Origin of the sequence: Streptomyces sp. LHD-70 (genome assembly GCF_031157275.1) — a bacterium.
Lineage (GTDB): Bacteria > Actinomycetota > Actinomycetes > Streptomycetales > Streptomycetaceae > Streptomyces.
Genome location: NZ_JAVIFW010000001.1, coordinates 961822 through 986461, shown reverse-complemented (window position 1 = coordinate 986461; position 24640 = coordinate 961822). Strand labels below are relative to the sequence as shown.

Below are 24640 nucleotides of genomic sequence, written 5' to 3'. Positions count from 1 at the left end.
CGCATGCCCGAGTCCCCGGCCCGGACGTCCCTGTCCGCCGCCCCCTCCGCCGGGCCCGGCACCGTCGCCACCCACTGCCCCTACTGCGCGCTGCAGTGCGGCATGCTGCTGAGCGGTGACGGCGCAGGCCACGTCACCGTCCAGGCCCGGGACTTCCCCACGAACCGGGGAGGGCTGTGCCAGAAGGGCTGGACCTCCGCCGACCTGCTCACCGCACCCGACCGTCTCTCCACCCCACTGGTCCGCCGCACCAAGGGCGGTGAGCTGGAGCCCGCCACCTGGGAAGAGGCGCTGGACAAGGCCGTACAAGGCATCCGGGGCATCCAGCGCCGGGCCGGACGGGACGCCGTGGCCGTCTTCGGGGGCGGCGGGCTGACCAACGAGAAGGCGTATCTGCTCGGCAAGTTCGCCCGGGTCGCGCTCGGCACGGCGGCCATCGACTACAACGGCCGCTTCTGCATGTCATCGGCGGCCGCCGCCGGGCTCAAGGCCTTCGGCCTCGACCGCGGTATGCCCTTCCCCCTCGCCGACATCGCCGAGGCGGACACGGTCCTGCTTGCGGGCGGGAACCCGGCCGAGACCATGCCGCCCTTCGCCCGGTACCTGACCGAACAGCGGCGGGTCGGCGGCGAGCTCATCGTCATCGACCCCCGGCGCACTCCCACGGCCGCCCAGGCCACCCTGCACCTGCGGCCGGCCCCCGGCACCGACCTCGCGCTGGCCAACGGCCTGCTGCACATCGTGGTCAACTCCGGCCTCCTGGACGAGACTTACGTCGCCCTGCGCACGAACGGGTTCGACGAGGTGCGGCGGGCCGTCGCGGCGTACTGGCCGGAGCGGGTCGAGCGGATCACCGGGGTCCCGGTCGCCGACCAGCACCGAGCGGCCCGCCTGCTCGGTGCGGCCCGCCGCGCGGTGCTGCTCACCGGCCGCGGCGCCGAGCAGCACAGCAAGGGCACCGACACGGTCTCGGCCTTCATCAACCTCGCACTCGCCCTCGGCCTGCCCGGCACGCCCGGCTCCGGCTACGCGTGCCTGACCGGCCAGGGCAACGGGCAGGGCGGCCGGGAGCACGGCCAGAAGGCCGACCAGCTGCCGGGGTACCGCCGGATCGACGACCCGGCGGCCCGACGGCACATCGCCCGGATCTGGGGCGTCGACCCGGACGGGCTGCCCGGCGCCGGTCCGAGCGCGTACGAACTGCTCGACGCGCTCGGCACCCCGGGCGGCGCCCAGGGCCTGCTGGTCCTCGGCAGCAACCCGGTGGTCTCCGCGCCCAACGCCCGGCACGTCGAGGAACGGCTGCGATCCCTCGAACTCCTGGTCGTCGCCGACCCCGTACTGAGCGAGACCGCGGCACTCGCGGACGTCGTGCTGCCGTCGGCCCAGTGGGCGGAGGAGGACGGGACGATGACCAACCTGGAGGGCCGGGTGCTGCGCCGTCGCAGGCTCCGGCCCCCGCCGCCCGGCGTCCGCACGGACCTGACGACGCTGTCCGAACTGGCCCGCAAACTCGGCCACCCGACCGGCTTCCCCGCCGACCCGGCCGCCGCCTTCGAGGAGCTCCGTCAGGCCAGCCGCGGCGGCCCCGCCGACTACTCGGGGATCACCTACGACCACATCGACCGCCACGACGGCGTGTTCTGGCCCGCCCCGGCCCCACCGGCCGAACGGACACCGCCCACCGGCGCCCGGCCCCACGCCGCCGGGCCCGTCCCGCACCACGGCGGCACGGACGCGACGGACGCGACGGACGCGACGGACGGCGAAGGCCCGCGAACGCCCGGCGAGGCGTCGGACACGCCCGGCGGCGACCCGGGCGGCCCTGGTGGCGGGATCGGCACCCCCCGCATGTTCCTCGACGCCTTCGCACACCCGGACGGCCGTGCTCGGTTCGTGGCGGTGGAGCACCGGCCGGCGGCGGAGGAACCCGACTCGGACCACCCCCTCCACCTCACCACCGGACGGATCATGCAGCACTACCAGAGCGGCGCCCAGACGCGCCGCGTCCCGGCGCTGGCCGAGGCGGCGCCGCGGCCCTTCGTGGAAGTCCATCCCGATCTCGCGCGGCGGCTCGGAGTCTCGGCCGGTGAGCCGGTCCGGGTCGTCAGCCGGCGCGGCAGCGCCGAGGCCGAGGCCAGGGTCACCTCCGCCGTCCGTCCCGACACCGTCTTCATGCCGTTCCACTGGGGCGGGGCGGGGCGGGCCAACACGCTCGTCGGCGACGCCTTGGACCCCCTCTCACGGATGCCGGAGTTCAAGGTGAGTGCGGTCCGGCTGGAGCGGATCTGATGCGGCACGTCGTGATCGTGGGCGCCGGTATGGCGGGCCACCGTGTGGCGGCCGAGATCCGGGCCCGGCAGCCCGACTGGCCGGTCACCCTCATCGGCGCCGAACCCCACCAGCCGTACAACCGCGTGCTGTTGACCAATCTGCTGGCGGGCAGCGCGACGGAGCGCTCCATCGAACTGCCCCGGCACCAGGAGGGGACCACCGTCGCGACCGGCGTCCGGGTCACCGCCATCGACCGGGCCGCGCGGACCGTCACCGCCCACGACGGCAGCGTCACCGGCTATGACTCGCTGGTCCTGGCCACCGGCGGCCTCGCGTGGCTGCCGCCGGTCAAGGGCCTGGTCGGGGACAACGGCCGGCCACACGACGGCACCGCCGCATTCCGTACGCTCGCCGACTGCCGCCGCATCCTCGACCTGGCCGGGACCGTCGTTGCCACGGCGCCCGCGGGGCGGTCGCCGCGCGGCCTCGTGCTCGGCGGCGGGCTGCTCGGCATCGAGGCCGCCAGAGGGCTGGCGCAGCGGGGCCTGGAGGTGCGAGTCCTGCACGCCGCCGATCGCCTGATGGAACGTCAGCTGGACGCGGCGGCCGGGCGCGTGCTCGGCCAGGCGCTGGAACGGCTGGGCATCACCGTCGAACTCGGTGCGGCGGTCACCGAGGTCACCGCCGAGGACGGGCGGCTGACGGGCGTCAAGTGCGCCGACGGGCGGCGGATCGCGGGCGACCTGCTCGTCGTCTCCTGCGGCGCCCAGCCCGACACCCGCCTCGCGGAGTCGGCCGGTCTGCCCGTGGGCCGGGGCGTCCTGGTGGACGACTGGATGCGTACCGCCGATCCGCGGGTGTACGCGATCGGCGACTGCGCCGAGCACCGCGGCACCGTCCACGGCCTGGTGGCCCCCGCCTGGGAGCAGGCCAGGGTCGCCGCCCAGGCGATCACCCAGGACGTGGAGGGCGCCCCGTACCGGGGCTCGCGGATCGTCACCCGGCTCAAGGCTGCCGGTATCGACCTCACCACGATGGGCGAGAGCGGGCTCACCGAGGACGACGCGTACGCGGAAGGAGAAGGAGAAGGCGGAGCCGAGGCGGAGCGCGGGGCGCAGGCCGGGAGTGGTGCGCATCTCGGGAGTGGTGCGCATCTCGGGAGCGGTGCGCATGACGGGAGCGGTGCGCAGGCCGGGAGCGGTGCGCAGGCCGGGAGCGGGGACGGTGGTGCGCCCGAGGTGGTCCGCTTCCTCGACACCCGGCGCGGCACGTACCAGAAGCTGATCCTCCGTCAGAACCGGGTGACCGGCGCCATCCTGCTCGGCGACAGCACGGGCGCCACGGCCGGCGGCGGCACGGTGAGCCGGCTCTTCGACCGGCAGGCCGAGGCCCCGCTGGACCGCCGGCTGCTGCTCTTCCCCGAATTTCCCGAGCCGGGCGCCGCGGCCGCCAACGCTCCCGGAGCGGGCGGACTCCCCGGCGACGCCGTGGTCTGCCAGTGCAACGCGGTCACCAAGGACGCGATCGTGCGGTGCCGGCAGGCCGGCGCCGCGGACGTCACCGCGGTCGCCGCCCGGACCCGGGCCACCACCGGCTGCGGCAGCTGCCGTCCGCTCGTCGAGGAACTCCTCGCCCGGCCCGCCGATCCCTCCGGCCCTCCTGGCACAGGCCACGGCCACACTCACCGAAAGGAACACTGATGGCCCTTGTCGTGCAGAAATACGGCGGCTCCTCCGTGGCCGACGCCGAGTCCGTCAAGCGGGTCGCCCGCCGTGTGGTGGCGGCCCGCGAAGGCGGGAACGACACCGTCGTCGTGGTCTCCGCCATGGGCGACACCACGGACGACCTGCTCACCCTCGCCGATGAGGTAGGTGCCCGCGGACACAGCCGGGAGCTGGACATGCTGCTCACCGCGGGCGAACGGATCTCCATGGCACTCCTTGCCATGGCGATCGGCGATCTCGGGTGCGACGCGCGGTCGTTCACCGGCTCGCAGGCCGGTGTGATCACCGACGCGGAGCACGGCCGGGCCCGGATCACCGAGGTGACTCCCCGGCGTATCCGGGCGGCTCTCGACGAGGGCGCGATCGTCATCGTCGCGGGCTTCCAGGGCGTGAGCCAGGAGACGAAGGACATCACCACCCTCGGCCGCGGCGGCTCCGACACCACCGCGGTGGCGCTGGCCGCCGCGCTCGGCGCCGATGTCTGCGAGATCTACACGGACGTCGACGGCGTGTTCACCGCCGACCCCAGAATCGTTCCGGCGGCGCGGAGGATCGACCGGATCGCCGCCGAGGACATGCTCGAACTGGCCGCGCACGGAGCCAGGATCCTGCACCTGCGCTCCGTGGAGTACGCCCGCCGGTTCGGCGTCCCCATCCATGTGCGCTCGTCCTTCAGCGAGAAGGACGGCACCTGGGTCACCGGCCGAGCAGCCGGGAAGACGGCACCTGCCGGGAAGACAGCAGCACGAGGAGGAAGCATGGAACAGCCGGTCATCTCCGGCATCGCGCACGACCGGGGCCAGGCGAAGGTCACGATCGGGGGCGTCCCCGACAAGACCGGGGCGGCGGCGGTCATCTTCACGGCCCTCGCCGAGGCGGGCATCAACATCGACATGATCGTGCAGAACGCGTCGGAGGCCGCCACCGGGCTCACCGACATCTCCTTCACCCTCGAAGGCTCTGACTGCCCCACGGCGCTGCACGTCGTGGAAGGGCTCAAGGACCGGGTCGGCTACATGGACCTGCGGCACGACGACCGGATCGGCAAGCTCTCCGTGGTCGGTGCCGGGATGCGCTCGCACCCGGGCGTCTCGGCCACGCTGTTCGCCGCCCTTGCCGAGACCGGCATCAACATCGACATGATCTCCACCTCCGAGATCCGTATCTCGGTGGTGGTCCACATCCACGACCTGGAGGCCGCGGCGCTCGCCGCGCACAGTGCCTTCGGGCTTGACACCGACGGCGCCGAAGCCGTCGTCTACGCGGGGACCGGCCGATGAGCGAGAAGACCGCCCCCACGGGCGAAGAGACCACCGGGAACGGGGTCCTGGAGACAGCCGCCGCGGCCAAGCAGGCAGCAGTCCCGCTGGCCACGCTCTCCAGCGCCGAGAAGGACGCGGCGCTCGAGGCGATCGCCGGCGCGCTCCTCGCCCGCTCGGGCGACATCCTGGAGGCCAACCGCCAGGACGTCGAAGCGGCCCTGGCCGCGGGGAAGTCCGAGTCCGTGCTCGACCGGCTGCGGATGGACGAGGCGGGGCTCGCCGGGGTCGCCGCCGCCGTGCGGCAAGTGGCCGCGCTGCCCGACCCGATCGGCGAGACGACGCACTCCGCCGTCCTCCCCAACGGCCTGGACATGCGGCGGATCCGCGTTCCGCTCGGCGTGATCGGGTTCATCTACGAGGGCCGCCCGAATGCCACCGCCGACGCCGCGGCCCTGTGCCTCAAGAGCGGCAACGCCGTACTGCTGCGCGGCTCTTCCGTGGCACGGGCGACCGATTCCGCGCTGATCGCGGTGATCCGGGGCGCGCTGGCCGGCACCGCCGTACCGGTCGACGCGGTCCAGCGGGTACCCGGCGACAGCCGCGCCTCCGTACGGGAGTTGATGACGGCCAGGGGTCTGGTCGATCTGCTGATTCCGCGGGGCGGGGCGGACCTGATCCGCACCGTGGCCGAGGGCGCCACCGTCCCGGTCCTCGAGACCGGGATCGGCAACTGCCATGTCTACGTGGACGAGGACGCCGACCCCCGCATGGCGCTGTCGGTGCTGCTCAACGCCAAGGCGCAGCGCCCCTCGACGTGCAACGCCGCGGAGTCGCTCCTGGTCCACGCCGGGATCGCGGACACCTTCCTGCCCGATGCCCTGGCCGCGCTGCGCGAGGCGGGGATCACGGTGCACGGCGATGCCCGGGTGGCCGCGTACGACCGGGCCGTGGTGCCGGCCACCGAGGAGGACTGGGGGGCGGAGTACCTCTCCCTCGACCTCTCCGCGGCGGTCGTGGACTCGGTGGACGACGCGGTCGCCCACATCCGGCGGTACGGCTCCGGGCACACCGAGTCGATCATCACGCGCTCGCGCGCGGCCGCCCAGCGGTTCACCTCGCTGGTCGACTCGGCCGTCGTCGCCGTGAACGTCTCCACCCGGTACGTCGACGGAGGCGAGATGGGACTCGGCGCGGAGGTCGGGATCTCCACGCAGAAGGTCCATGCCCGCGGGCCGATCGCGCTCGCCGAGCTGACCACGGCCAAATACGTCCTCACCGGCGACGGCCACATCCGCGGCGCCACCCCCGCGCCCCCAGGTCTCGGCTGCGACGCCCTGTCCGGCGGCTAGGTCGTGGCTGGCGGCTAGGTCGTGGCTGGCGGGTGGCGGGGGCGTCGCGGTCCCCGCCGTCCGTCCGGGGTGTCAGACGGCGAGGCCGTTCATCACCACATGGCCGGGCTCGTCCTTCTGGTACCGGCGCCAGGCCGCGGCGAGTCGGCTCACCGCCTCGTCCAGCTCGTCCTCGGCGAGCAGGAAGGGCAGCCGCAGCCGGTCCGCGTCGCCGCCCTCCGGGTGCAGCGAGGCGCCGGGCAGTACGGCGATCCCGTGGCGCAGCGCGGTCTGCGCGAAGGTCGAGCCATCACCGCCGGGCAGCCGCACCCACAGCGTCTGACCGCCTTCGGCGGGGCGGAAGTCCCAGTCGGGCAGGCGGCGGGCCAGCGCGGCGCACAGGTGGTCGTGGCGTTTGCGGAGCTGCTCGGCGCGCTGCCGGGCGAGGTCGTCAAGGCCGGGCAGCAGCTCCACCGCGGCCAGCTGGGAGAGGACGTCGCTGCCGAAGTCCTGCGGGGCCTTGAGCCGGGCCAGCCGCGACACCAGCGAGGCCCTGGCCCGTATCCAGCCGATGCGCAGCCCTCCCCAGGCCACCTTGCTCAGTGAGCCGACCGTGATGACCTGGCCGTCGGTGTCGAAGGCGGCAAGCCCGGGCGGTGCGGTGCCGTCGAAGGTGAGCGAGCCGAGCACTTCGTCGTCGATGAGCGGTACGTCGTACTGGCGGGCCGCTTCGACCAGGCGGCGGCGGATCAGGGACGGCACGACCCTGCCCGTCGGGTTGTGACAGGTCGGCACCAGGTAGGCCAGCGCGGGCCGGTGCTCGGTCACTGCGCGGCACCACGCGTCCACGTCCAGGCCGTCCGTACCGCTGGGCGCCCACCTGATGACCGCGGCCGACTCGCGGAGCAGCTCCAGCGCGCCGGGGTAGGTCGGCGCCTCGACCAGGACCTGGCTGCCGGGTGCGACGAACAGCCGGACGAGCAGGGCCAGGGCCTGCTGGGCGCCGGTGGTGACGAGGATCTGCTCGGGGTCGGTGAACGTGCCCCGGTCCGTGTAGTGCCGGGCCAGTGCGGTGCGCAGGGCGGGGTGCCCGGCGGGGTGGTAGCCGAGGTCGGGGGAGGGCACGGCGAGGCGGGACAGCCCGGCCTGGTAGGCCGCGAGGAGTTCGGCGGGCGGCGCGTCCGGTGCCGCGCAGGCCAACTGGAGCACCCCGTCGGGCGGTTCGAGGAAGTTGAGGAACATCGGGTGCGCGGTGCCGACCGTGCCAGGGGGCCGGGCGTCGGCGTCGGTCGGGGCGGACGGCGTCACCCAGGTCCCGCTGCCCTGGCGCCGCTGGAGCCGCCCTTCCAGGCGGAGCGGCTCGTAGGCGGCGACCAGGGTGGACCGGCCCACCGCCAGCCGGTGTGCCAGCTCCCGCTCGGGCGGCAGCCGGGTGCCCGGCGGGAGATCCCCGGCGTCGATGAGTTCGCGCAGCCGCCTGGCGAGCAGCAGATGCAGCGGACCGCGCCCGGCCGACCAGCGACCGAGCTGGAAAACCAGCAGACCCACCTCAATTGGCTTCATCAGCAAACCAATCTAGCAGGATTGGCGCTGCCCCGGCCGGAGTACGGCGGTGAGGATCGTGGACATGCCCCTCTCCTCGCTGCTGCACGACCCGCCAGGCGACCCCGGCGGCTCACTCGGACCCACAGGCACGCTCGAGTCCCTGGCAGTGCACTCGGGCGATCTCACCCGCCTCGCCCCGCAGGCGCTGGAGACCGCCATGGCCGACCTGGAGGACGGCGCCGCCGCGCTCGCCACCGCCACCGGCGCGGCCGCCCTCGACAGCGTGCTGGCCTGCCATCTGCGTCCGGGCGAGCACGTGATCGCACATTGCTCCCCGTACGGCGGCAGCCTGGCGCGGTTCCGTGCGCTGGAGCGCACCCGCGGCGTACGGATCACCTACGTCTCGGGCCGCAGCCCGGGGGAGGTCGCCGGGGCGATCCGCCCCACGACCCGGATGCTGTACCTGGAGACGCTCGCCGGTCCCCTGGGGGACGTCTGCGACCTGCCCGCCATGACCGGACTCGCGCGCGAGGCCGGACTGATCACCGTGGTGGACAACACCTTCGCCTCCCCGATGCTGTGCCGGCCCCTGCACCACGGGGCGGACATCGTGCTCCACTCGTCCACCGCGTACATCGGCGGCCACACCGACGTCACGGGCGGCATCCTGGTCTTCGCCGACGAGCGGCAGCACCGCAGGGTCCGCGACCGGGTCCTCGCGCTGGGGGAGACCGCCGACCCGTTCACCGGCTGGCTCACCCTGCGCGGGCTGCGCACGCTGCCGCTGCGGATGCGCCGGCACTGCGAGAACGCCGGTGCACTCGCCCGGCGCCTGGCCGCGCATCCGGCGGTCGCCGCCGTGCACTGGCCGGGCCTGCCCGGCCACCCGAGCCACCGGGTGGCGACCCGGCTCCTGGGGGACTACGGCGGGCTGCTCGCCTTCGACATCGCCCGGGGCCGCGATGCCGCCCGGCAGTTCACCGACCGGGTGACGCTGGCGCAGCCGAGCACCGCCCTGGGGGGTATGGAGACGCTGGTCCACCACCCGACGAGCTCGGTCCTGCGCGCGGTCGGCGCGAGCGAGGGGACCGTACGAGTGTCCGTCGGCATCGAGAACCCCGGCCACCTCTGGTCCGACTTCGTACAGGCACTCCCCTCGCCCTGGTAGCGCGGCGGCCGGCCCTGCAGTCGATGGGGGGCCGGGGTCCGCTCAGGCCGCAGGCCAGTCGGGGTGCCGGCCGGCCAGGCCGATCGCCCGGTCGAGCAGCGGCGCCTCGTCCCCCACCTCGACGATCGGCCCGAAGATCTCGCCCCGATCCTCGGGCGCCCGGGACTGGTCAAGGAGCCCGTACGCCGCCGCGAGGCACCCGGGGTCCGGGACGTACTCCTGGCCGGTCGCACGGGCCAGATCCCAGCCGTGGATCACCAGCTCGTCCACCGCGACCTGAGCCATCACCACCGCCGGCAGCGTCACCCCGCCCGCCCGGGTCTCCCCCTCCCACGCCGCCGGATCCCGCCAGGCCTCCGCCAGCTCGTCCAGCGCCTTGGGCAGTTCGGCCCGCCAGTCCTCGCCGATGTCCGGGAGGCTGCTGCCGGGGTCGGTGTCGGTGGTCGGCCCGAAGTCCTTGCGGGCGGCGTCCCTGAACGCTACGGCCAGCTGCGTGAGGTGGCCGAGGAGGTTGCGTACCGCGTACTCCGGGCACGGCGTGGGATCGCCGAGGCTGCCGTCGTCGACGCGCTCGGCGAGGCGGGCGATGACCCGCGTCTGGGGTGTGAGGTCGAGCATGCCGTCGGTGGTCGTGTCGTCTGCCATCGCGCGCTCCTTGTTCCGGCCGGATCTCCTCAGGGTGGACCGCCGCCGAGCCCCGGACTCATCGGAGGACGCCGGACGACTTACGCGTTCAGCGCCCGCTTACGTGTTCAGCGCCCGCCGTACCTCCGCCAGGTCTGCGTCCGACGCCAGGCCCGCGTGGTAGAGGCGGAGCTCCGTCGCGCCCGCGCGGGCGGCGCGTTCCGCGTCCCGGGCGAGGGTGCCGGGTGTGCCGCCCATGCCGCTCACCACGGTGAGGTTGGCGGCGAGGACCGTCCCCGGTGGGGCGGCCGCGGCGAACGGCGCGAGCAGAGCGGGCCCACCTGTGCACGGCACGACCACCCCGTCCGCCACCGCGAGGACATGAGACGGCTCCACGCCCGCGTTGGCGCCGCAGTGGTACGGGACGGGGTCGGCGTGCAGCAGCACCTGGAAGCCCGCGGGGGCCGCCGCCCGTACCGCCGCGATCGCGTCCTCCTGCAGCGTGCGGGCCGTGCGGGTCCTGAACTCCAGGGTGGCGGCGGCGAGTTCGGGGGCGAGGAGCCGCTCGATCGGGGCGTCCTCGGGCGTCTCGCCGCGCCAGACCGGCGCGAGGGCGTCGCGTACGGACTGCGCGAGCCGCTCGGCCGACAGCCCGGCGTCCTCGTACCCCCGGGCGCAGGCGGCGCAGAAGCAGAGGGACATCAGGTACTGCGCGGCGTCTCCGAGGGGGACACCGGCGATCTTGTCGTGGGCGTGCAGATGGGCGAGCCCGTACCAGCCGCAGGACTCCAGCTCGGTGCCGAGCGCGCCGGGGCGCGCGGCGGAGTCGGCGGCCAGGGTCGTGACGTACGCGCGGACCTCGGGCTGTGCGATGCAGGGCGCCCAGGGGTAGCGGTCGCCGTAGGCGTTGACGACGGAGGTGTCCGGATGTTCGGCGCCCATACGGGAGTTGTGGGCGAGGACGACCCAGGAGTGGACGTCGAGCCCCGCGTCGGCGAGGGCGGCGGCGGCCTCGGCGAAGGCGTCGCCGGGCGCCCAGTCCCCCGCCGGGTACTGCCGCAGCCGCCGCCCCTGCCACCGCGGGCCCGGCGGGTGGAGTACGGCGGCGTGCGCGGCGGTGACGATGCGGTGGCGCGGGTGGCGGGGGGTGAGGGCGCGGGTGGAGTGGTAGGCGGAGGCGAGGGTGACCTGCTGGACGCCGAGGTCGACGAGGCGCGCCGCGGCGTCCGGGTCGCCGTTCACGTCCCAGGGGTAGAGGAAGGCGGAGGTCTTCACGCGGCGCCGCCCTCGGTCAGCTCCTGCGCCTGTTCGATGAGATGGGCCAGCTGCTTGACCGCGCCCGGGTCCGGTTCGGTCAGCGGTGACCGTACGGGCCCGACGTCCAGGCCCCGCAGCCGCACCCCGGCCTTGACGAGCGAGACGGCGTAGCCGCGGCCCGAGTCGCGCAGGGCGACCAGGGGTCGGTAGAAGCCGTCGAGGAGCTCGACGAGACGCCGCTCACCCTCCGGCGTACCGGAGTTCAGGGCGCGGTGGAAGGCGAGCGCGACCTTTGGGGCGAAGCAGAACGCCGCCGAGGAGTAGAGCGTGACGCCGAGGGCGCGGTAGGCGAGCTGGGTCCACTCGGCGGTGGGCAGGCCGTTGAAGTAGAGGAAGTCCTGGTCGCCGGAGGCCCGGACGGCGCTGATGATGCCCTGCATCAGGTCGAGGTCGCCGCGGCCGTCCTTGAGGCCGACGATCCTCGGGTGGCGGGCGAGTTCGACGACGGTGGCGGGGGTGAACACGGCGTTGTCGCGCTGGTAGACGATCACGTCGAGCGCGGTGGCGTCGGCGATCGCGGTGAAGTGCCGTACGAGGCCCGCCTGTTCGGCGGCGACCAGGTACGGCGGCAGGGCGAGGACGCCGTCCGCGCCGGCCTCTTCCGCGAGGCGGGCGTACCGCACCGCGAGGGCCGTGCCGTAGCCCACGCCCGCGACGACGGGCACGCGCCCCCCGGCCTCCTCCACCGCGGCGGCCACGCAGTCCCGGAACTCCTCGGGCGTCAGCGCGTGGAACTCGCCGGTGCCGCAGCAGGCGAAGACGGCGGCGCCGCCCGCCTCGATCCCGGCGCGCACGTGCGTACGGAACGTGTCGAGGCCGACCGCGCCGTCCGGCCCGTACGCGGTGACGGGGAAGAACAGGGGCCCGCTGGGGACGCGGAGTCGGGCGGCGAGCGGGGCTGACGTCACGGGCTCTCCCTCGCGAATCTGATCACTGTCCACATTTATGAACTCGGCCACGCTAAGGCGGTGAGTCGACGCCGGTCAAGGACCGGGGAGATGGGTCAACAACCCACTTCGGCAGCGGTCTTGACGTCGCCGGGGCGTGCTTCATAGCTTGTCCAAGCATGTGAATGCCTGTCCTGTGTGCTTGCCTGCGCGCTTGTTTGCCTGTGTGCCGTTTGCCTGTGTGCCGTTTGCCTGTCTGCCTGTCCGATGGAGGAGAGTCCATGGCCGCGCCCCGCACCATCCTGCTCACCGGCGCCGCGGGCGGCCTCGGCACGCTGATGCGCGAACTGCTTCCGCGGTACGGGTACGAGCTGCGCCTCCTCGACCTGGCGCCCGTGAAGGGCGCGCCGGACGCGATCACCGCCGACCTGGCCGACCGGGACGCCCTGCGCGCGGCCGTGCGGGGTGTGGACGCGATCGTCCACCTGGCGGGCATCTCGCTCGAGTCCTCGTTCGAGAAGATCCTGCGCGCCAACATCGAGGGCACGCACAACCTGTACGAGGCGGCCCGCGAGGAGGGCGTCCGGCGGATCGTCTTCGCCTCCTCCAACCACGCCGTCGGCTTCACCCCGCGCCCGCGCCCCGGCGACCCCCTGATCCCGGTCGGCACGCCGCGCCGCCCCGACACGTACTACGGCCTCTCCAAGGCCTTCGGCGAGGACCTCGCGCAGCTCTACTGGGACCGGCACGGCCTGGAGACGGTGTCCGTGCGGATCGGCTCCTGCTTCCCCGAGCCGACATCGGTGCGGATGCTGTCGGTCTGGATGAGCCCGGCCGACGGCGCCCGGCTCTTCCACGCCGCGCTGACCGCGCCGGAGGTCGGGCACTCGGTCGTGTACGGCTCGTCCGCCAACTCCCGCCTGTGGTGGGACCTTTCGAGCGCCCGCGCGCTGGGGTACGAGCCGCGGGACGACTCCGAGCCGTACGCGGCGAAGCTGGTGGCCGAGCAGGGTGAGCTGGACGAGTCCCACCCGGACCACGCGCACCTGGGCGGCCCCTTCTGCACGAACCCACCGGTCTGGCGGCACTGACGCCCGAGCGGGCGGGCGGGATACGGGCACGGTGCGGGCTCGAACGGTCACTTCAATCGCCGGAGTGGCTGAAAAGATCAGCCCCTCCGGCGATTGAGATGGGGGTCCCCCCTGCTCGAGCGGAGCCGAGAGCTTGGGGGAGGGGTCTGGGGCGGAGCCCCAGTTACGGGAAGGGGCGGGACTGGGGAGAGAAGCGGGCACGATCCGCCCCGCCCCGGACATGCCCCCACCCCGCCCCGCCCGGTAGAACTTCCTCAGGGCGCCCGAACGGGCACCCCCGTTCGAGGAGAGGAGCCGCACGTGAGTGCCGAGGAACGCCAGCGGGAGATCGTCCGGGCCGCCCGGCGCGCCGGCAGCGTCGACGTCACGGCCCTCGCGACCGAGCTCGGCGTCGCCAAGGAGACCGTCCGCCGCGACCTGCGCGCCCTGGAGGACCACGGCCTGGTCCGCCGTACCCACGGCGGCGCGTACCCCGTGGAGAGCGCCGGCTTCGAGACGACCCTCGCGTACCGCACCACCATGCACGTACCCGAGAAGCGCCGGATCGCGGCCGCCGCGGCCGATCTGCTCGGCGACGCCGAGACCGTCTTCATCGACGAGGGCTTCACCCCCCAGCTCATCGCCGAAGCGCTGCCGACGGACCGCCCCCTCACCGTCCTCACCACCTCGCTCGCCACCGCGAACGCCCTCGCCGAGGCGGCGAACGACACGACGGTACTGCTGCTGGGCGGCCGGGTGCGGCCCGGCACCCTCGCCACCGTCGACCACTGGACGACCAAGATGCTCTCCGGCTTCGTCGTCGACCTCGCGTACATCGGGGCCAACGGCATCTCCCGCGAGCACGGCCTGACCACCCCCGACCCCGCCGTGAGCGAGGTCAAACGGCAGGCCATGCGGGCGGCCCGGCGGCATGTGTTCGCCGGGATCCACACCAAGTTCGGGGCCGTGAGCTTCTGCCGGTTCGCGCACATCGGCGAGTTCGAGGCGATCGTCACGGACACCCAGCTGCCCGCCGCCGAGGCCCATCGCTACGCCCTCCAGGGACCCCAGGTCCTGCGCGTCTGACCCGCGGGCCCCGCACCCCCGCGCCCTTGTGCCTTCGTGACGCCCCGACGCCGGGGCGCGGTCAAGCACACCCTCCACCCGTCCGAGACCCATCCGAGAACCCGTCCGAGAACCCGTCCGAGACCCATCCGAGTTCACCCCACATGTCCAGGAGCGTTCATGCGAACCCAGAGCCGAAGGAAGCCGCGCGCCCCTCGCCGCGGCCGCCGCAGGCGCGCTGTTGCTCTCCGGCTGCTGGACCGGAGCCGGCGGGACCGGTTCCGGTGACTCCATCGACGTACTGATGGTCAACAACCCGCAGATGATGGAGCTCCAGAAGCTCACCGCCGACCATTTCACCCGGCAGACCGGGATCAAGGTGAACTTCACCGTGCTGCCGGAGAACGACGTCCGCGACAAGATCAGCCAGGACTTCGCCAACCAGGCGGGCCAGTACGACGTGGCGACGCTCAGCAACTACGAGATACCCATCTACGCCAAGAACGGCTGGCTCCGCGAACTCGGCCCGTACGCCCGCAAGGACACCCGCTTCGACCAGGGCGACATCCTGCCCCCGATGCGCCAGTCCCTCACCGGCGACGACGGGAAGCTGTACGGGCGCCGCACAGTACGCGGTGGCCCCCGTCGCCAACTGCGTCCGCCTCCCGAACACGTCCGCACCGCCGACGCCGCCCTGATCGAACCGCTCTCCTGCGCGGTACGCGGTTACGACGTGCTGCGCGCCCGCCTCGGCGCCCACGTCCTGATCTACGGCTCCGGCACCATGGGCCTGATGATGCTGGAGCTCGCCAGCGCACCGGCGCGGCCCGCGTCGACGTCCTCGACGTCAACCCCGAACGCCTCGCCACCGCACGGCAGTTGGGCGTCACCGGCGCGGCCACGAGCGCCGACGAGCTCGACCGGCCGCAGGGCTGGGACATCGTGGTCGACGCGACCGGCAACGGCGCCGCCATCCAGGACGGCCTGGACCGGGTCGCCAAGGCGGGCACGTTCCTGCAGTTCGGCGTCGCCGACTACGCGACGGCGACGGCGACGGCGACGGCGACGGCGACGATCAACCCGTACCGGATCTACAACCAGGAGATCACCATCACCGGCTCGATGGCCGTCCTGCACAGCTACGAGCGGGCGGCGGAGCTGTTCGCCGGGGGCGTGCTCGACCCGGAGGTGTTCATCAGCGACCGCCTTCCGCTCTCCCGCTACCCGGAGGCGCTCGACCACTTCGCGTCCGGGGCGGGGCGCAAGACGGTGGTCGTACCGGACTGATCCGTTCCGGGGAGTCGTGGCCTGCGGCCCGGTCGGGTCACGGCTCCGCATCGGGCCGGTGAAACCTGGTGGAGTAAGGGAACGGTAAACCGGGGTCGTTCGTTACCTGGGGCATGACAGCTATGACCCCCGGCTCGAACATCCCTCTCTCCGCCGCGCGCGTGACGGTGGACGTCGCCGCCCCGGTGCGGCTCGACGTATCGGGCCTGCTGCTCACCGCCGAAGGCAAGGTGCGCTCCGACGACGACTTCATCTTCTACAACCAGCCCTCGGGCCCCGGTGTCACCTATCGCTCGGGCGGCGGCACCGCGCCCGACGCGATCATGGTGGACACCTCGGCGGTCCCGGCGGGCATCGAGAAGATCGTGGTCACCGCGAGCCCGGACGCCGCGGGCCAGACGTTCCAGGGCGTCGAGCCCACGGCCACCATCCGGGACGCGGACGGCGGCGCCGCCCTCGCCACCTTCACTCCGCCGCAGCTCGGCGCCGAGACCGCGCTCGTCGTCGTGGAGATCTACCTCCGCAACGGCGCGTGGAAGGCCCGCGCGGTCGGCCAGGGGTACGCGAACGGCCTGGCCGGCATCGCCACCGACTTCGGCGTCTCCGTCGACGAGGAGCCGGCCGCACCCGCCGCCCCGGTCGCCGCGCCCGTCCAGACCCCGCCGCCCGCGCCCGCCGCCCCTCCCGCCCCCGCGCGCGCGAGCGCGCAGACGCCTCCCCCGGCCCCCGCGGGCGGTCCGCCGGCGCCCGGCACCGGCAAGATCAACCTCGACAAGGGCCGCGTCAGCCTCCAGAAGAACCAGACGGTGTCCCTGGTCAAGGGCGGCAAGCCGCTGCTCTCGCAGGTCAAGATGGGCCTCGGCTGGGAGCCCGCGTTCCGTGGCAAGGACATCGACCTGGACGCCTCGGTCATCGCGTACGGCCCGAGCCGCAACCACCTCGACAGCTGCTACTTCGGCAAGCTCGCCATCCTCAACGGCGCCATCAAGCACTCCGGCGACAACCTCACGGGTGAGGGCGGCGGGGACGACGAGGTCATCGTGGTCGACCTCGGCCGGCTGCCGCAGGAGGTCTCCGGCCTGGTCTTCACCGTGAACTCGTTCTCGGGCCAGAAGTTCAACGACGTCGCGAAGGCCTACTGCCGCCTGATCGACGCCGCCACGGACGAGGAGCTGGTCCGCTTCGACCTGACCGGCGCCGAGCCGCAGACCGGCGTGATGATGGCCAAGCTGATCCGCCAGTTCTCCGGCGAGTGGGAGATGACGGGCATGGGCGAGTTCGTGAAGTCCCGCACGGTCCGCGGCATGGTGAAGCCCGCGGCGCAGGCGCTGTAGCCGTACGCAGTAGCCATACGCAGTAGCCATACGCAGTAGCCATACGCACAGGTCGGTTCAGGGCGGTCACGCGCGGTGCGTGGCCGCCCTGTCCGTATATCGGGAGGGTGTGCGGCGGCCGTCTCAGCTCGACGGCTTCGCGTACTCCTGAGCCATCGCACCGGCGAAGTCGTACAGCACGACCTGATCGTCACCGACGACCCACGCATCGTGCCCGGGCGGCAACACGAAGACATCGCCCGGTCCGACCTCGGCCTCCGCGCCGTCGTCCATCCGGATCCGCATCCGGCCCTGTACGACAAAGCCGTTGTGGTGGATCTGGCAGCTGTCGGTCCCCGCGAGCGGGGCCACGGACTCGGACCAGCGCCAGCCGGGCTCGAAGGTGCCCACGGCGAAGTCGAGCCCTGTCAGATGGACCGCTTCGAGGTGACCGCGCGGGAAGTCCCGCCGCTCGTCCGGCTTCTCCACCGCCTTGACCTCGATCATGACAACGTCCTCCGTTCTGCTCATGCGGACGTCCCGGATCGGTCAGCGCCGCAGCCGTGCCCCCGGCCGACCCCTTCCTTCCATCGTCCACCTGTCGACCTGGCGACGCATCCGTTGCCCGCCGCCACCCCCTCGCGACGAGTCCAACAACCCGCAACATTCCGTCCAACGACGCGTCATCCAGGGCGAGTTACCTTGCCGCCCATGACTCCCCCCACCCGCAGAAGCATCCTCACGGCGGGCGGTCTCGCGCTCGCCACGATTCCGCTCGGCGGGCTCACCGCAGCGCAGGCAGCGGCCCGCCCCCGACCCGTCGCGGCCGCGACCCTCGACGTGATCAGCGACGTCCAGGGCGATCTGGCCGACCTCGGCCGCGCCCTCGACAACCTCGCCGCGCTCGGCCGATCCGACGCCCTGGTGATCGCCGGTGACCTGGTGGCGCAGGGCACGCAAGCGCAGTACGAGGATCTGTACGGGACGCTCGCCGACCACAGCCACCCGGACCGGGTGCTCGCCGCCCTCGGCAACCACGAGCAGTACAACGCGGACCCGTTCGACACCCAGGTCAAGCGGTTCCTGCAGTACACGGGCATGCCGGACGTGTACGCGCAGACCACGGCCGCCGGGCTCCCGCTGCTCTTCATCGGGACCACGGCGCCCGCGGAGAACGGCACCAACCCGCCGTTCGTCACCCTCGGCGCCTCCCAACTCGACTGGCTGGACGGCGCGTTGGCGTCGCACGCGGACCAGCCGCACGTCCTGGTCTTCAGCCACCACGTGCTGCCGGGCACCGTCTCGGGTACGACGGGTCCGGACGCGGCGCGCTTCTACGACCAGGACTTCGTGGACGAGACCGAGCTGCTGACCATCCTCGGCCGCCACCCCAACGTGGTGTTCTTCTCCGGGCACACCCACTGGGACCTGAACCGCGACGACTGGGCCGCGAAGAAGGTCGTGGAAGGCGGCGAGGAGGCCGGGTTCACCGTGGTCAACACCGGCTTCATCCAGACCATGTACGGCCCGGACGGCAACGGCGGCGAGGAGGCGCTGTCCGGCGCAGAGTCGCAGGGCCTCCGGGTCCTGGTCGGCGACGCCGGTGAACTCACCGTCGAGTCACGGGACTTCAGGCGCGACAAGCTGATCCGCACCCTCACCCTCTGACGCGTGGCACACAAGCCGAGGGCCCGTCCCGCCCCCCGTGGCGGGACGGACCCCCGTGGCCGGGACGAACCCCCATGGCCGGGACGGACCCTCGTCGTCAGGCGTCGCTCACGCCACCCACGGCCAGTCCGCGTCCCGGCCCCGCTCAAGGAGCGGAACCATGCGGAAAGCCGCGTCCGAGAGCCCGCCGAACGTGTGCCTGTTCGGCTTGCCCGACTCGCCGTGGCCCGCGCGGTAGCCCGCGAGGTTCCAGGTGTAGACGGGCACGTCCGCCGGGACCTGCTCGGTCGGGTCGCCGTGCGCGCTGTACGTGTACTGCTCGTCGGTGACGATCAGCACCCGGTCGTGGCCGCGGTAGAACCGCCGTACGGCCGTGGTCGTGTCGGTGCCGCCCAGGCTGCCGAAGCGCTCCAGGACCTTCAGGACCGACTCGCCCTTGCGGCATGTCACCGAGGAGCTGGACGTGCCGAACTGCACCAGCTCCGCCGACTCGGCCCGCATCGCCAGCGCCGTACCGAAGATCGCCGCGGCGTCGGCCCGGTTGAGCTCCGAACGCTCCGACAGGCGGCCCCACATCGACCCGGACCGGTCGACCAGGATCAGCGTGCGGCCGGGCAGCGCGGGCACGTTGGCCAGCGAGTGCCCGAGCGCCCGCTCCAGCGGGTAGGCCCAGCGCAGCGAGGGTGCGTGCTGGTACGCAGCGAGGTACCGGAACGGGAACTGCCGCGAGCGCGCCACCTCCGCCGGGTCGGAGATCTTCGCCGCGACGCGCTGCGCCACCTCGTCGGAGACTCCGGCCTCGTCGAAGTTCCGCAGATTCCTTACGAGCGCCATGGCGCCCATGGACGGAATCACGGCCTCCCACGCGGCCTTGTCCATCGGCCCCTGCAGCCAGCCCGCGAGCGCCTCCCAGGTGATCCCGGCCGCGGCGAGCCGCTCGGGCCCGTCGGGCGCGGTGACCACGGCGCGCCGCTCGGCGACGGGCAGCTCCATCAGCGCGCGGTGCGCGGCGAGGACCGGCACCGAGGCGGGTGGCACGGCCGTGTCCGGGTTGTGCCGCCGGTCGAGCGCGTACTGGAACAGGTCGCCCTGCCACGGCTTGTCCGGGTCGGGCGCGGCGTGCACGAGGTTCAGGATGTCGCCGAAGCGGTAGCCCTTGCTCGAAGTGTCGTACTTGAGCAGGGACTTGCCGTGGTAGAGCCGGCGCACCGCGTCCGCGATGCCGCGCTTGACGGGCTTCGGGACGGCACGGCCGTACGTCGCGGTCCAGTAGCCGAGCAGCTCGCCGGGCTCGTCGGGGCGGCGCAGCACGGAGGCGATGACCTGCCGGTTCGACGGGCCGTCGGAGACCCCCGCGTCCAGGCGGGCCCTGACGTACTCGGCGGCGCCGACGAGGGCCGCGGTGCGCAGGTTGCCCTCGCCGCGCAGCCAGGCGAGCAGGCCCGCGGTCCACTCCGGGTCCTCGATCGCGAGGCGGCGCACCAGCCGCGCGAAGCGGTCGTCGCGGGCGGTGCCGTCCTCGTAGAAGGTCTGCTGGGCCACGAAGTTGGCGAGGGAGAGCAGGAAGAGTTCGGAGCGTGCGTCCCGCTCGTGGCCGTGGCCGCCCTCGAAGGTGCGGAGCGTGCGGCCGGTGGACGTCACACGCGAGGTGCCGCGCGGGCCGGAGTTGCGGGTGTTGAAACGCGCCATGAGAATTCCCCCGAATTCAATGCGTAAGAGATCGTAGGAGATCGTAGGAGATCGCAAGAAAAATACGGAATCGGGGGAGGCTTGAGGCACGGCAGAGCCCGAGTTCAGAAGCGGCGACGGACTATCCGAATGCTCTACCCAGTTGAGCTACACCGACCCGGAGTCGATGACGGGACTCGAACCCGCAACCCTTCGATCAAAGAAGTAACCGTTGCCTGCGCACCGGGCTCACCGATGCCTTGGCCTCCCGAGTTCAAGAGTGGCGGCGGCGTGATTTCTTGAGAGGAAGTAGCCGCAGCCTGCGCACCGGGAGGTGCAGGTAATGCATGAAATTGTGGTGTCCAGAGTTCAGGCCGGCGGAACCGACATTAGGTGCTCTGGCCCCTGAGCTACACCGGTATGCGTACCGGCGGCGGGATTCGAACCCGCGGCCTCCCCGTTTTCAGCGGAAGTAGGTCCTGCCTTCGCACCTGGACGAGAATTACCTTAGGAGGAAGGGCAGTCGGGGTGCCAAGGGTTTTTCGACCGCGCTCTCGAATCGTCCTCGGATCAGCGGGCCTGGCGCTTCCACGGCCCCGTGATGGCCAGCATGATGCCCGGCTCCTGGATGTTGGCGTACAAGGTGCGCCCGTCGGGCGAGAACACGACGCCGGTGAACTCGCTGTACTCCGGCTCCGCGTCCGTACCGATGTTCAGGTCGTTGCGGGCGATCGGGTACGTGCGGCCGCTGTCCGTGGCGCCGAACAGGTGCTGCACGCCCTCGCCGTCCTCGGAGATGATCAGGCCCCCGTACGGGGAGACCGTGATGTTGTCCGGGCCGTCGAACGCGCCGTCCTTGGAAGGGTCCGGGTTGACGCCGAGCAGCACCTTCAGGGTGATGGTCCGGCGGCGCGGGTCGTAGAACCAGACCTGCCCGTCGTGCGGCCGGCCGGGGCTCTCGTCGCGGGCGTACGAGGAGACCAGGTACGCGCCGCCGTCCGCCCACCACATGCCTTCGAGCTTGCGGCCGCGGGTGACCTCGTCGTCGGCGAACTGCTGCCGTACGGGGGTGGTGCGGGCGTCGCGGTCCGGGACGTCGAGCCAGTCCACGCCGTAGACGGTGCCGATCCTCGTGGCGCGGGAGAGGTCGTCCACGAACCGGCCGCCGGAGTCGTAGCACTTGGGCGCCTGCAGCACACCGGCGTCGTCGGCCAGGGTGCGGAGCTTGCCGCGGCCGTGCTCGAAGCCCTTCGGGGGGACCCAGCGGTAGAACAGGCCGTTGGGTTCGGCGTCGTCCTCGGTGAGGTAGGCGTGGCCGCGCTTGGGGTCGACGACGACGGCCTCGTGGTCGTAGCGGCCGAAGAACTTCAGCGGCTCGGGGTCGCGGTTGGCGCGGCGGTCCAGGGGGTCGACCTCGAAGACGTAGCCGTGGTCCTTGGTCATGCCGTTCTCGCCGGCCCGGTCGGAGTTCTCCTCGCAGGTCAGCCAGGTGCCCCAACGGCTGCGCCCGCCCGCGCAGTTGGTGGACGTACCGGCGATGCCGACCCATTCGGCGACCTCGCCGCCGCGGCGGACCTCCACGACCGTGCAGCCGCCGGCCGCGGCCGGGTCGTAGACGAGCCCTTCCGCGAGCGGCACCGGGTGGTCCCAGTCGGCGCGCGGGCCCTTCAGCTCGTGGTTGTTGACGAGCAGGGTGGAGCCGCGCGGGCCCTCGAAGGTGGCGGTGCCGTCGTGGTTGGAGGGCGTGAACTCGCCGCTCTCCAGCCGGGTCTCGCCGGTGCGGGTGATGATGCGGTACGTGAATCCGGCGGGCAGGGCGAGGATGCCTTCGGGGTCCTCGACGAGCGGCCCGTAGCCCGGCCCGTCGTCCTTCGCGGTCGGCTCCGCGGTCTCGGCGGCGTCCTGGGTGGCGAGGGCTCCGTCGGTGGTGGCGAGCACCCCGGCGGTGCCGACGACGGCGACCCCCGCTCCGGCGATGGCGGAGCGTCTGGTGAATTCCCTGCGGCTGAGCGGCATCGTCTCTCCCGAAGCGGTGGATCCAGGTGTGTCCGAGTGGGGTGGGTGCGGGCTCAGGGTCACGGCCGCGTATAAACGGCGGTTGAACACCGCCCGACGTCTGGAGAGCCGCTTCCATGAACCTGCCTGCCACCGGCCGCCGTGTCCTGGTCTCCGGGGCCTCCCGCGGGCTCGGCCGCGCCGTCGCCCAGGCCTTCGCCGCACAGGGCGACCGGGTCGCCGTGCACTACCACTCCCGCCGTACGGAAGCCGAAGCGACGCTCGCGTCCCTCGGCGGTACGGGGCACGTCCTCGTCGGCGGCGACATCTCCGACCCGGCCGGGGCGGCACGCGTCGCCGAGGAGGCGTTCGAGGGGCTCGGCGGCATCGACGTACTGGTGAACAACGCCGCCGTCAACGTCCGCCATCCGCTGCCGGAGACGTCGTACGAGGAGTGGGCCGCGCAGTGGCAGCAGCATGTCGCGGTGAACCTGCTGGCCACGGCGAACCTGAGCCATCTCGCGGGGCGCCGGATGATCGAGCAGGGCACGGGCGGGCGGATCGTGAACGTGGGCTCGCGCGGCGCGTTCCGGGGTGAGCCCGACCATCCTGCGTACGGGGCGACGAAGGCGGCGGTGCACGCGCTCGGCCAGTCGCTCGCGGTGTCGCTCGGGCCGTACGGGATCGGGGTCGCGTCGGTCGCGCCGGGCTTCTTCGAGACGGAGCGGGTCGCTGCGCGGCTCGAGGGCGCGGAGGGTGCGGCGATCCGCGCGCAGTCGCCGTTCGGGCGGGTGGGGGGTGCGGAGGAGATCGCGGGCGCGGTGCGGTGGCTGGCGTCACCGGAGGCGGAGTGGGCTTCGGGGACGGTGTTGGACCTCAACGGGGCGTCGCATCTGCGGACTTGAGGCCGCACCCCCGTTGTGGGCAGGCGTTCCGCCCTGCGGAACAACTGCCCACAACGACAAAAACTAGCGGCCGGCGCTCCGTGCCTTGAACGCCGCCTTCCGGGCCTCCTTGGCCACCTTCTTGTCGGGGTGCAGCCGCCCCATCGCCTCCAGCACATCCGCGGTGGCCGGGTGGTCCACCCGCCAGGCCGTGTCGAAGAACCCGCCGTGCTGCTGCGCCAGGCCCTCGACGAGCCCCTGGAGTTCCTCCGAGTTGCCCTCGGCCGCGAGCTGCGCGGCGACCGTGTCGATCGTCAGCCAGTAGACCATCGCCTCGGAGGGCGGCGGTACGTCGGCGGCGCCGTGCTCGGTGAGCCAGACGCGGGCGAGGCCGCCGAGCTCAGGGTCGTCGAGGATCTCGCGGAGCGCGGGCTCGGCCTCCCCGCCGACCAGGGACAGGGCCTGCTGGCAGCGGAGCCGGCGCAGCGGCGCGTCCTCGTCGCCGCCGCGGGCGGCGGCCAGCAACTCCCGGGCGGCGGGCAGCGGTTGGTGCCGCCGCAGCCACAGTTCGGTCTCGGCGCGCGCGGCGGCCTCGGGGAAGTCGGCGGTCGCGGCGAGCAGCACGTCGGCACCCTTGTCCGCGAGGTCGCCGACCGCCGGGGCGTCGATCCCGGCGTCCAGCATGCGGGAGCGCACGCCGTACAGGCCGAGCGGGGTGAGGCGGACCATGCCGTAGCGGCTGATGTCCTCCTCGTCCGGGGAGAGTTCGGCGGGCTCCTCGCCGGCCTCGGCCATCAGCGCCTCGTCGACGGGCGTGAACTCGACGAGCCCGACGGGTTCGAGCAGCCGGAACTGGTCGTCGAGCCGCATCATCGCGTCGGAGACCTGCTCCAGGACGTCGTCGGAGGGCTCGCCCATGTCGTCCGGCACGATCATGGACGCGGCGAGCGCGGGCAGCGGCACGGGGGCGTCGGCCGGGGCGTCCTCGGCGACGGTGAGGAGATAGAGGTTGCCGAGAACGCCCTCCAGGAACTCGGCCTCCGCCTCCGGGTCCCAGCCCAGGCTGTCCAGGTCGATCTCGCCGCCCTCCTCCAGGGCGCCGACGAGATCGTCCAGGTCGGGCACGGCGGCGTCGGCGAGGACCGTGTCGAGGGCGGTGAGCCAGATGCCGAGGACGTCCTGCGGGGAACCGGCGGTCAGCAGGGCGAGCTCCTCGCCCTGGGTGACGGTGGCCTCGGCCTCCTCCTCATCGCCCTCGGCGGCCTCCTCGGTGATCTCCACGAGGCCGGCGTCGACGGCCACGCGCCACGCCTCGCTCGCGTATCCGGGCCCGTCCTCGTCGTCCGCCGCGTACCCGAGGAGTGCGGCGGCCTCGGGGAGCTGCTCGTCGGCTAGTTCGCCGCCCGCCCCGACCCGGGTGTCCGGCCCCGCCCAGCGGGCGAGCCGCACGGCGCGGGCGAGCAGCGGAACGGCGAGCGCGTCGCGCGCCAGTTCCGCCTCGGAGTTCAGCCGCACCGGCGGCAGGGTGGGGCGTTCTGGGGACATGGAGTGGTTCTCCTCG

At 72.9% G+C, this 24640-nt stretch carries 18 protein-coding genes and 2 pseudogenes; 12 read left to right on the top strand and 8 right to left on the bottom strand.

The features are described 5' to 3' along the window. Positions 1 to 3: 3 nt before the first annotated feature. From RCO28_RS04410 to RCO28_RS04395, 4 genes are read left to right on the top strand one after another with little or no spacing between them, the layout of a single operon-like run. The gene (locus RCO28_RS04410) at positions 4 to 2292 is read left to right on the top strand and encodes a molybdopterin-dependent oxidoreductase (RefSeq protein WP_308939554.1); all 2289 of its coding nucleotides are present in this window, start codon (positions 4 to 6) and stop codon (positions 2290 to 2292) included. Next, positions 2292 to 3974 carry an FAD-dependent oxidoreductase gene (locus tag RCO28_RS04405; RefSeq protein WP_308939553.1) on the top strand — a complete coding sequence of 561 codons (1683 nt, stop codon included), beginning with the start codon at positions 2292 to 2294 and terminating at the stop codon, positions 3972 to 3974. The genes RCO28_RS04410 and RCO28_RS04405 overlap by 1 nt, the downstream gene beginning before the upstream one ends. Continuing rightward, positions 3974 to 5278: an aspartate kinase gene (locus tag RCO28_RS04400; RefSeq protein WP_308939552.1), complete on the top strand. Its 1305-nt coding sequence runs from the start codon at positions 3974 to 3976 to the stop codon at positions 5276 to 5278. Before RCO28_RS04405 ends, RCO28_RS04400 begins: the two co-directional genes overlap by 1 nt. Continuing rightward, complete coding sequence (locus tag RCO28_RS04395; RefSeq protein ID WP_308939551.1) at positions 5275 to 6609, top strand: glutamate-5-semialdehyde dehydrogenase; 1335 nt, start codon at positions 5275 to 5277, stop codon at positions 6607 to 6609. The genes RCO28_RS04400 and RCO28_RS04395 overlap by 4 nt, the downstream gene beginning before the upstream one ends. Before the next feature lie 72 nt (positions 6610 to 6681). On the opposite strand, the gene RCO28_RS04390 is transcribed toward RCO28_RS04395, so the two are convergent. After that, the gene (locus RCO28_RS04390) at positions 6682 to 8151 is read right to left on the bottom strand and encodes a PLP-dependent aminotransferase family protein (protein ID WP_308939550.1); all 1470 of its coding nucleotides are present in this window, start codon (positions 8149 to 8151) and stop codon (positions 6682 to 6684) included. A 64-nt stretch (positions 8152 to 8215) separates the two neighbouring features. Here RCO28_RS04390 and RCO28_RS04385 point away from each other — a divergent pair, with 64 nt between their 5' ends. Then, positions 8216 to 9301: a PLP-dependent transferase gene (locus RCO28_RS04385; RefSeq protein WP_308939549.1), complete on the top strand. Its 1086-nt coding sequence runs from the start codon at positions 8216 to 8218 to the stop codon at positions 9299 to 9301. Between the two features lie 42 nt (positions 9302 to 9343). Here RCO28_RS04385 and RCO28_RS04380 read toward each other — a convergent pair whose 3' ends face one another. From RCO28_RS04380 to RCO28_RS04370, 3 genes are all read right to left on the bottom strand, one after another. Continuing rightward, entirely contained in the window at positions 9344 to 9946 is a 603-nt protein-coding gene (locus tag RCO28_RS04380) for a TIGR03086 family metal-binding protein (protein WP_308939548.1), read from the bottom strand. Between the two features lie 99 nt (positions 9947 to 10045). After that, entirely contained in the window at positions 10046 to 11200 is a 1155-nt protein-coding gene (locus tag RCO28_RS04375; protein ID WP_308939547.1) for a hypothetical protein, read from the bottom strand. Beyond that, positions 11197 to 12150: a 5-dehydro-4-deoxyglucarate dehydratase gene (locus RCO28_RS04370; RefSeq protein WP_308939546.1), complete on the bottom strand. Its 954-nt coding sequence runs from the start codon at positions 12148 to 12150 to the stop codon at positions 11197 to 11199. The genes RCO28_RS04375 and RCO28_RS04370 overlap by 4 nt, the downstream gene beginning before the upstream one ends. 260 nt (positions 12151 to 12410) lie before the next feature. Between RCO28_RS04370 and RCO28_RS04365 the strand changes: the two genes are divergently transcribed. The 5 genes and pseudogenes from RCO28_RS04365 to RCO28_RS04345 all read left to right on the top strand — a co-directional run bounded on the left by RCO28_RS04365 (position 12411) and on the right by RCO28_RS04345 (position 16885). Next, the gene (locus RCO28_RS04365) at positions 12411 to 13220 is read left to right on the top strand and encodes an NAD(P)-dependent oxidoreductase (protein WP_308939545.1); all 810 of its coding nucleotides are present in this window, start codon (positions 12411 to 12413) and stop codon (positions 13218 to 13220) included. A 300-nt stretch (positions 13221 to 13520) separates the two neighbouring features. Further along, a complete protein-coding gene (locus RCO28_RS04360) occupies positions 13521 to 14285 on the top strand; it encodes a DeoR/GlpR family DNA-binding transcription regulator (RefSeq protein ID WP_308939544.1) in 765 nt (254 codons plus the stop codon). Between the two features lie 159 nt (positions 14286 to 14444). Next, positions 14445 to 14886: pseudogene (locus tag RCO28_RS04355) on the top strand (extracellular solute-binding protein); the annotation flags it as partial. Next, positions 14882 to 15551: pseudogene (locus RCO28_RS04350) on the top strand (zinc-binding dehydrogenase); the annotation flags it as partial. The pseudogenes RCO28_RS04355 and RCO28_RS04350, both read left to right, overlap by 5 nt. Before the next feature lie 122 nt (positions 15552 to 15673). Next, positions 15674 to 16885, top strand: coding sequence for a TerD family protein (locus RCO28_RS04345; protein ID WP_308939710.1), 1212 nt, complete (start codon positions 15674 to 15676; stop codon positions 16883 to 16885). 123 nt (positions 16886 to 17008) lie between these two features. Here RCO28_RS04345 and RCO28_RS04340 read toward each other — a convergent pair whose 3' ends face one another. Next, on the bottom strand, positions 17009 to 17371 hold the full coding sequence (locus RCO28_RS04340) for a cupin domain-containing protein (RefSeq protein ID WP_308939709.1): 363 nt from the start codon (positions 17369 to 17371) through the stop codon (positions 17009 to 17011). Between the two features lie 204 nt (positions 17372 to 17575). Here RCO28_RS04340 and RCO28_RS04335 point away from each other — a divergent pair, with 204 nt between their 5' ends. Further along, the gene (locus RCO28_RS04335; protein ID WP_308939543.1) at positions 17576 to 18532 is read left to right on the top strand and encodes a DUF4073 domain-containing protein; all 957 of its coding nucleotides are present in this window, start codon (positions 17576 to 17578) and stop codon (positions 18530 to 18532) included. 108 nt (positions 18533 to 18640) lie between these two features. Here the strand turns inward: RCO28_RS04335 and RCO28_RS04330 are convergent, their stop codons facing one another. Both RCO28_RS04330 and RCO28_RS04325 read right to left on the bottom strand, forming a co-directional pair. Then, positions 18641 to 20221 carry a TROVE domain-containing protein gene (locus RCO28_RS04330; protein ID WP_308939542.1) on the bottom strand — a complete coding sequence of 527 codons (1581 nt, stop codon included), beginning with the start codon at positions 20219 to 20221 and terminating at the stop codon, positions 18641 to 18643. A gap of 549 nt (positions 20222 to 20770) precedes the next feature. Next, positions 20771 to 22216, bottom strand: a complete 1446-nt coding sequence (locus RCO28_RS04325) for an alkaline phosphatase PhoX (protein WP_308939541.1) — start codon at positions 22214 to 22216, stop codon at positions 20771 to 20773. 116 nt (positions 22217 to 22332) lie between these two features. Between RCO28_RS04325 and RCO28_RS04320 the strand changes: the two genes are divergently transcribed. Continuing rightward, positions 22333 to 23100, top strand: coding sequence for an SDR family oxidoreductase (locus RCO28_RS04320; protein ID WP_308939540.1), 768 nt, complete (start codon positions 22333 to 22335; stop codon positions 23098 to 23100). A gap of 63 nt (positions 23101 to 23163) precedes the next feature. Here the strand turns inward: RCO28_RS04320 and RCO28_RS04315 are convergent, their stop codons facing one another. Further along, positions 23164 to 24624 (bottom strand): hypothetical protein, encoded by a 1461-nt coding sequence (locus RCO28_RS04315; RefSeq protein ID WP_308939539.1) that lies wholly within the window; start codon positions 24622 to 24624, stop codon positions 23164 to 23166. Positions 24625 to 24640: the final 16 nt, after the last annotated feature.